Below are 7,979 nucleotides of genomic sequence, written 5' to 3' on the forward strand. Positions count from 1 at the left end.
TCGCGCAGTCGTCTATGCTGGTCGAGCCAGAAGCGAATGGCCCAGACCTGTTGCTGTTTCAGCGCCCGCTTCGCACCAATAAGGCGGCCTTCGTTCCAGGGACGAAGTTCGTGAAAGGCGGGGTCCATTGACGAATGACCCATCGACCATCTCCATTGGGCCGGTTCGGTCGATCGAGCGTACGCAGGCACGGTAAACCGGCGGTTCTAAAAGGTGGCTGATCGGCCGTTGATTACGCTGAACGAGCGACCAGTTTCGGGCGGTGCCTCGTAGTCTCTGAGCGGCCGAGATTGGGTCCAATCAGCGGGCGTCTACCGAAAGGCACTCAGTCGCCGCCCTTTCGAATCCCTCGTTGCCTCTTTAGCGACCGCCCAATTGCAGCCGTGTGTGGCGGTGTTACAGTCGGCAATTGCAATTATCGGAGGGTGTATGGATCGCCGAACAGTTCTGGAACTTCCCTTCGCGGCCTTGGTGGCCAACGTCGCTGCGAGTGGAGCTTTTGGCTCGTCAACCGCTTCAGCTGGCCCGCTCTCCGCAGAGGCGGGTCCAGACAAAGGTTTGTCCGAGACACTGCCGGTCGCCGCGGTGAGCGCGGGTGCCGATCGACAAGGGCGAGGTCACCAGATTGGGGTCAGCGCGACGACCTATAAGGTCGTGACAAACGAGACCAAAGGGGACCTTTTCGTGATTGAACAGGCGAACCATCGACGCGGCGGCCCACCGCTCCACGTTCACCACGGTGAGGATGAGCTCTTCTACGCTTTGGAGGGCGAGTATCTCATCCAGGTCGGCGACAAGCAGTTCCCGTTGAAAGCAGGAGATTGCGTCCTGGGTCCACGTGGAGTTCCTCACGCTTGGGCGTTCGTCGGCTCGAAGGTAGGCCGCTTGCTGCTGAGCTACGCGCCCGCCGGGAAGATGGAGGCGTTCTTTAACGCCTGGGAGCAACTCGGTTTCAGTCCCGGCGGGTATTCCAAAGAGAAGGATGCCGCGCTGCTGCGGTCGTACGGCATGGAGCGAATGGGCCCCCCGATTCAGATCTGATTTTCACGAACGTCGGTAGGCTTATGACGAGGTCAGCCGAGATGAACGGATGTCTGGAGTTGAGAGCCTGATCGGGCGTGTCGACTGTCCGGGTGTGAGTCGAAGTGTCAGACCAGAAGAATGTTCGACTCCATGCGCGGCTGCTGCGTGGCTCAAGTTATTTCAGCCACGCGCCATGGATGCCGGGCGGCACGCGGTGCGGGATGCGGACGGATGCCACGGGCGGTGCCTCGAAGTCTTGGGCGTCCAGTATCTCCAGCGCGGTGGTGTGGCCCCCGGCGTCGATCACGAGCCCGATGAGCCAGCCTTCGTCCTCGTCGGCGTCCGGCGAGCGCGGCACGAACACGAACTCGCCCGCGATGCGTCCCGGCCCGAACGCGTGCACCTGGCGGGTCCCGCGCTCCAAATCGTGCTTGATGAGCGGCGCTTCGCCGACGAGCGTTTCGGTCAGTTGCTCGGGGAGGCCGAGCGCATAGGCGTAGCGATAGGGCAGGCCGGTGCGGCGCTCGTCGATCGTCGGCAGCTCCTGCGGCGCGGGGTCGATCGCGCGCTGCTCCACCGTTCCGGCCATCGGATCGATCGTCCAGCGTTCGAGGCCGCGCGGCTGCTCGTCGGGCGCGATGTTGTCGCCCGCGAACATGCGGTCGTACGCGACCACGTCGAGCGTCACGCGCCCGTCCGGTAGATCATGGGCGTTGGCGGTGTGGAACACGAAGCAGGGATCGAGCGGGAACCACCGGATATCCTCCGCCTCGCCGTCGCGCGGCAGCAGCCCGATCCGGGCCGGGTGCTTCTCGTTCCAGCGATAGGGAAAGCCGTGCCCCGCCAGCACCGTGCGCATGGATAGGGTGAGCGGCAGGTCCATGACGACGACGTAGCGTTGAGTAATCGCGCAGTCGTGGATCAGCGGCCCGTGCGACACGGGAATCATCACCGATCGTCGCACCCGGCCGGCCACATCGACGACATTGTAGCGAACGCGCTTGGGATCGGTCGCCTCGTAACACAGCGCGTGCAACTCGCCGGTTGCCGGATCGCGGCGCGGATGGGCAGTGAACGAGCCGGGCAGGGTGCCGCCGAAATCGTCGTAGCGCTGCTGCTCCAGATGCTCGTCGAAGCGGACCGGCGTGCTGCCCGCCTCCACCAGCGCCCAGCCGCTGCCTGCATGGTCCAGCACGCTGGTGTTGACGGTGTCGAAGATGTGTCGTGGCCCTGGAGCCGCCGACACATGCCTGGCCGCTGCGACATCGGTCGAGCGGATCCAGCGATTTCGATACCAGCGGGCCCGCCCGTCCCGAAGGCGGATGCCGTGCAGCATCCCGTCGCCGGTGAAGAAGTGGTAGGAGCGCGGGTCAGCGTCGGCGGGGTTGGGTCCGATGCGAACGTAGCGGCCGTCGAGTCCGGGCGGGATGATACCCTCGACGGCGAGGTCGGTGAGCGTCACCTCCTCGGTCATCGGCTCGTGGATGCCGGTGAGCAGCGGATGCGGCGCATCGCGGGGCGGCAGGCGCCGCTTGTTAAACGCGGCGATGCCGGTGACGATCGGCGAGGCGATTGCGCCGACGACGTTGTCGATCGCCTGCTCGACCCGGTCCGCGAACGCTGGGCGCCGAGAGACCGTCACGAGGGCGTGACCGTCTGAATGATGTCGAAGCCTTCGAAGCGGGGCGCCGCCAGGTACAGCGGCTTGTGGTCGCCCGCGCCGCGATGAGCGGCGCGAAACGCCTCGGACCGGGTCCAGTTCTCGAAATCCTCGCGCGACCGCCACACGGTATGCGACGAATAGAGAAAATGATCGTCGGCCGCGGGCCCGCGCAGCATGTGGAATTCGACGAACCCCGGCACGTCGGCAAGGTGCGAGTCGCGCGAAAGCCAGACCTGCTCGAACGCCTCTTCCCCACCGGGGATCACCTGAAATCGGTTCATGGCGATAAACATGGGGCAAGCTCCTGCGTCGACCGGACAGGCCCAAGGTGGGGCGGAGCGGGCCGGGATGCGAGGGCGATGACGCCCGGTTAGGGTTGAAAGCCTCGCCTGAATGAATGTCCGAAGGTGGAAGGCGGCTAAGGTGAGCTGAACGTCCACAAATGGGTCGTCGTCGCCCTGCCGCGTGTGGAAGCTCGAGCTTGCCGAGCGGCTGAAGCGTGAGGCTATTTCGGGAATTAAGACGGGTCATCACGTAGTGCTGATCAAAGCGCGTTTAGTATGACGAAGCTAGCCGCCGCTCCCATCATCATCACTCCCATTCCCGCTATCGGGCCCATGATCACGCCCCAGGTAGCCGTTGCCAGCGCCATGGTCGCGGCGAGCAGGGGCCATCCAAGCATTTTGAGGAGCACGGCGCGCCGGGCCGAGTACCAGCGTCCAAGATGCCGGCGGTGGTGGCGATCGGTCGCGACGCCGAACACTAGAAATCCCGTCGCCGAGCAGAGCAACGCCAGGCCGATCACGCCACCACACCGCGAGGGTTTACTGCCCGCCACACGCCCCGCGCGGTCACCGCGAACGCCAGCCCGAGGACCAGCAGCGTCGCGTCGACTCCGACGAGCGGCCAGTCCCCCGCCGCGATCGTCGCCGGCAGCCCTTTGGTGGTGGCGAAGGCATCGAAAACCGGAAGCGCGAGGAGAAGCGTTGCCGTAGCGCCCAGTTGCTCGACCCAGGCCGAGCCGGGGCGGCGGAGGAACGCGTGGAGCAGCGCCGCGCCCCAACACAGGAACATCGCGTTCACCTCCATGTCCGCGCGGCCCGGCATCACGCTGGGCAGCAGGCGGTTGGCCCACAGGAAACACACCGCCGCCGCCGGGAAGCCCGCGACGAAGCCGACGTTGAGCCGCTCGACCAATCGGAAACCGAGCGGCGGCCGCGCCGGGTCGGGCAGCTTGCCGCGTCGCTTGACGGTCCACAGCACGAGCCCGCTCGCGACCATGATCGAGCCACCGACCCCGCACAGGAAGTACATCCAGCGGATCGAGGGGTCGGCGAAGCGCCCGGCATGCAAGCCGATCATCGCCCCCGCGGTGACCTGCGCCGCGCCCGGCCGCGGCGATGCCCAGAGCAGCCTGCCGCTGACGCCGTCATAGCCGAGCTTGGGGGTGAAGTTCGACAGCCGCGCGTGCGTGCTCTGCGACAGCGTGACGCGCGCCGCCGCATCGCCCGGCGCCATCACCGAGATCGCGTCGACCGGCCCTCCCAGCCGCCGCTCGGCATCGCGCAGCAGCGCCGCGAGGTCGACCAGCGCCGCGGCGCGGCCGGTCGCGGGCGCGGCGGGCGCCTGGGGATAGACGATCTGAGCGAACCGGTCGGGCGTGGCATAGTTGGCGATCATCGCCCAGGGCATCAGCATCGTCATCAGCGTGACGAGGCCGGTATAGGTGATCATCAGGTGGAACGGCAGGCCGAGCACCGCTGCCGCGTTGTGCCCGTCGAGCCACGACCGCTGTCCGCGCTTGCCGCGGAAGGTGAAGAAGTCGCGGAAGATGCGCTTGTGGGTGACGATGCCGCTCAGGATCGCGACCAGCATGAACATCGCACAGATCCCGACGATCCAGCGCGAGACGTAATAAGGGACGTAGTAGAGGTCGAAATGGAAGCGGTAGAAGAAGTCGCCGCCGCGCGTCGCGCGCGCGACCACCTCGCGACCGCCGCCGTCGATCTGAGCCGTGGTGTCGCGCGGCGATGGCGCCGCATGTGGGCCCGGCACCCAATAGACGCTGCCGCTCGCTGCCTCACGCGTCGGCACGGTGATGAACCAGCTCGCGGCGTCGGGCGCGGTGCGGGTCAGGAACGCCTGCGCGCCGCGCACGACGCGAGCGGGATCCTCGATGCGCGGCAGCTCGGGCTGCGCCCAGCGGTTCAGCGCCTCGCGCCAATAGGCGATCGTTCCCGCAACGAAGACGACGTACAGCACCCAGCCGACCAGCAGCCCCGACCATGTGTGCAGCGTCGACTGGCTCTGGCGGAACCCGCTCACAGACGGCCGGTCAGCCGGATCGACACACCTGCGATCGCCCCCGCGACCGCGGTCGCTAGGATCACCGTCCAGAGCGCCCGCCAGCCGCTGCGCGCCGCGAACGCCCACATCGCGGTCGCGGCGCACAATGCGAAGGCGATCAGCGTCGCGGCGAAGCTCGCCTGGTCGGGGCCGCCCGGCAGGATGCGCGCGAGCGCCATCGCCCACAGTGCCGCCGCCGCATAGCCTCCGGGCATCGCCGCGACGATGCGCAGCGCCGTATCGACGCTTCGGGTCATGGCGAGGCTCCGACGTTCATGCCGCGACACCGTCTCCCGCATCAGAACCGATAGGCGATCGTTCCCTGCACGGTGCGGCGATTGCCGAACCAGCACCAGCCGTAATCGAGGTAGCAGGTCGTCACGTAGCGCTTGTCGAACAGGTTCTGCGCGTTGATGCCGAGCGACAGGCCGGCGAGGCTCGGCTTGAACTTGCCGAGGTCGTAGCGCGCCAGTGCGTCGTACACCGTGAAGCCTGGCGTGCTGGTGCGCGGCCGGGCGGCGCCGCCGTTCGACGGGGTGTACGTGCCGGCATAGATGCTGTCGACATGGCGCACCGCGCCGCCGATCGCGAACCCCGCCCAAGGCCCGTCGTGCGGCGCCCATTCCAGGTTGAACGACGTGCCGCCGCGCCCGACGCCCAGCACGCCGTTGCCGACATTGGCGGCGACCGCGTCGGCGGCGACGCGCACCTTCTGCCGGCTGAACGCGACCTTGGCGTTGAAACCATAGGGCAGCGGCGCGGTGCCTTCGACCTCGACGCCGGTGGAGCGCACCTGGCCGGTCTGCAACGCGGTGAAGTTGGGCAGGTAGGTGACGACGTTGGTCTGATCGATCTGGAACCAGGCGCCGGTCAGCAGGATGCCGGTGCCCGGCACCGTGTACTTGGCACCCGCCTCGATCTGCTTGCCGAGCGACGGCTTGGCCTGTGTCGTCACGCCGGCCGGGGTGACGAAGCTGCCCTGCGGCTCGAACGAGGTCGAATAGCTGACATAGGGCGCGAGGCCGATCGACGTCGTGTAGAGCGCGCCGGCGCGATAGGTGAATTTCTTCGACTCGGCGGTAACGGCGTTCGGCGCCGAACGGTTGCGCGCCCAGTCCTGCCGCCCGCTCAGGAGCACGCGCAGGCCGCCCCAGGACAGCTGGTCCTGCGCATAGAGGCCGGTCTGCTTGAACACCGGCCGCTGCGAGCCGCCAAACGCGTTGGGCACCGTCTCGGGGGTCTGCGGCACGGCGGTGGCACCGTAGACCGGGGCATAGCCGTTGAGCGCGGTCGCCGAGCCGAAGCCGTACACCTCGTACGCGCTGCCCGTCTGGTAATCGACGCCGGCCAGGATGTCGTGCTTGACCGGGCCGGTCGTGAACGCGCCGCGCAGCTGGTTGTCGAACACCCAGGAATAGCCACTCTCACGCGTCGCGTACGACGCGCGGTTGTACAGCGTCGAATTGGCGCTGGGGGTGGCGAGCGAGCCGCTGGCGTAGATGATGCCGAGGTCGGAGGTCGCGTGCGAGTAGCGGCCGGACGCGCGAAAGCTCCATCCCGAGCCGAAATCATGGTTGAGGATGTAGGTGCCCGCCATCTGCTCGCGGCGGAAGAAGTTACCCGCCTCGCCGAAGTCTCGGCTCGTCGACAGCGGACCGTTGGGATTGGCCTCGTACGTCCCCGATTGCGGGAACACGCCGTAGCTGCCGTTCTGCGGATCGTGCGAATAGGCGGCGAGCAGCGTCAGCGTCGTTGCATGGCCGGCGTTCAGCGTCACCGCGCCCGACACCGTCTGCCGTTCGCGGGCGCTGAACGTCTGCTGGGTATGCGCGCCGTTGGCGCTGCCATAGACGCGCCACAGCACCGATCCCGCCTTGCCACCGATGTCGGCATCGACGCGGTAAAGGTCGTAGGTGCCGTACGTCCCCGACACCGCGCCATAGAATTGCTGGTCGAGCGGCAGCTTGCTCGACAGCGCGACGAGTCCGCCTGGGCCCGACTGGCCGTAGAGCACCGAGGTCGGCCCCTTGACGATCTCGATCCGGTCGAGCCGCGACACGTCGACCTGCGGCGCGAGATAGCCGGCGCCGCCGTTGAGCTTCAGTCCGTCAAGGAACTGCGGCGCATCGAAGCCACGCAGCTTGAACTGGTCGTACACCTCGGCGCTCGACCCCCGCTGCTCGGTGGTGACTCCGGCTACGAAGCGCAGCGCCTGGTTCAGGTTGGCAAGGCCGAGATCGGCGATCTCGCCCGACCCGATGACGCTGATCGACTGCGGCGTCTCCGCGACCGGCGCGGCGCCCTTGGTCCCGGCCGACGCCTCGTTGCGCGGGCGCGCGCCGGTAACCACCACCGGGTTGTCGTCATCGACGTTCGCCGACTGCGCGGCGCATGGTATCGAATAAAAGGCGGTTCCAACAGCAAGGGCGGTAAGAACGTGACGCGGCATGAGAGTCCTTCGGATTGCCGGGCACCCATGCCGAAGGTGCGAACAATTATCAATAGCAATTAGCTTTGTGAGGGCCGCTTCCTACCTCGTATCTTACAGCTAGATCATCAGACCGCCGCTGCAGGCGACCCGCGGAGGGTCAGCCGGTACACTGCTCGGTCTGCTGTCGAAGAAGGTTCATCCTGGAACGTCCGCCGCTTTTTGCGCAGGGTCGGGAGCTCAAGGCCAGATATGAACGAATGGGCGATTCCGGGCAGCGGGCAAGTCGCCCCAGATGACCGGAACTGGGTCGATTAGCCGCCCAGCCAAGGATCGCGGGATCGCGGGCAATCACCTTGGCGGGTAGCAACGCGTGTGCGGCCCGTGAAAACTTCTACAGGATGGAGCTATCGCAAAGTGTCTTTGCCCTCTACCGAACCGATGACATGCTACAGAGGAACGGCTTTTGATTGGCGCGCCAACGCTCCGGCGCGACGAGCTATCACGTAGAGCTCCAAC

Annotated in this window: 7 protein-coding genes; 1 reads left to right on the forward strand and 6 read right to left on the reverse strand. The window is 66.8% G+C overall.

What is annotated here, in order from left to right:
- Positions 1 to 387: 387 nt before the first annotated feature.
- Positions 388 to 1,041 (forward strand): cupin domain-containing protein, encoded by a 654-nt coding sequence (locus HUU95_RS03710; RefSeq protein ID WP_254602601.1) that lies wholly within the window; start codon positions 388 to 390, stop codon positions 1,039 to 1,041.
- 157 nt (positions 1,042 to 1,198) lie between these two features.
- On the opposite strand, the gene HUU95_RS03715 is transcribed toward HUU95_RS03710, so the two are convergent.
- From HUU95_RS03715 to HUU95_RS03740, 6 genes are all read right to left on the reverse strand, one after another.
- Positions 1,199 to 2,665 (reverse strand): carotenoid oxygenase family protein, encoded by a 1,467-nt coding sequence (locus HUU95_RS03715; RefSeq protein WP_254602602.1) that lies wholly within the window; start codon positions 2,663 to 2,665, stop codon positions 1,199 to 1,201.
- Entirely contained in the window at positions 2,662 to 2,979 is a 318-nt protein-coding gene (locus HUU95_RS03720) for an antibiotic biosynthesis monooxygenase family protein (RefSeq protein WP_174278871.1), read from the reverse strand. Before HUU95_RS03720 ends, HUU95_RS03715 begins: the two co-directional genes overlap by 4 nt.
- 251 nt (positions 2,980 to 3,230) lie before the next feature.
- Complete coding sequence (locus HUU95_RS03725) at positions 3,231 to 3,491, reverse strand: DUF3325 family protein (RefSeq protein ID WP_174278872.1); 261 nt, start codon at positions 3,489 to 3,491, stop codon at positions 3,231 to 3,233.
- Entirely contained in the window at positions 3,488 to 5,011 is a 1,524-nt protein-coding gene (locus HUU95_RS03730) for a PepSY-associated TM helix domain-containing protein (protein ID WP_174278873.1), read from the reverse strand. The genes HUU95_RS03725 and HUU95_RS03730 overlap by 4 nt, the downstream gene beginning before the upstream one ends.
- Positions 5,008 to 5,289 (reverse strand): hypothetical protein, encoded by a 282-nt coding sequence (locus HUU95_RS03735; RefSeq protein ID WP_174278874.1) that lies wholly within the window; start codon positions 5,287 to 5,289, stop codon positions 5,008 to 5,010. Before HUU95_RS03735 ends, HUU95_RS03730 begins: the two co-directional genes overlap by 4 nt.
- Positions 5,290 to 5,330: 41 nt before the next feature.
- Positions 5,331 to 7,481, reverse strand: a complete 2,151-nt coding sequence (locus HUU95_RS03740) for a TonB-dependent siderophore receptor (RefSeq protein WP_174278875.1) — start codon at positions 7,479 to 7,481, stop codon at positions 5,331 to 5,333.
- Positions 7,482 to 7,979: the final 498 nt, after the last annotated feature.

The sequence above is a fragment of the Sphingomonas bacterium genome (assembly GCF_903643065.1).
Classification (GTDB): domain Bacteria; phylum Pseudomonadota; class Alphaproteobacteria; order Sphingomonadales; family Sphingomonadaceae; genus Sphingomonas.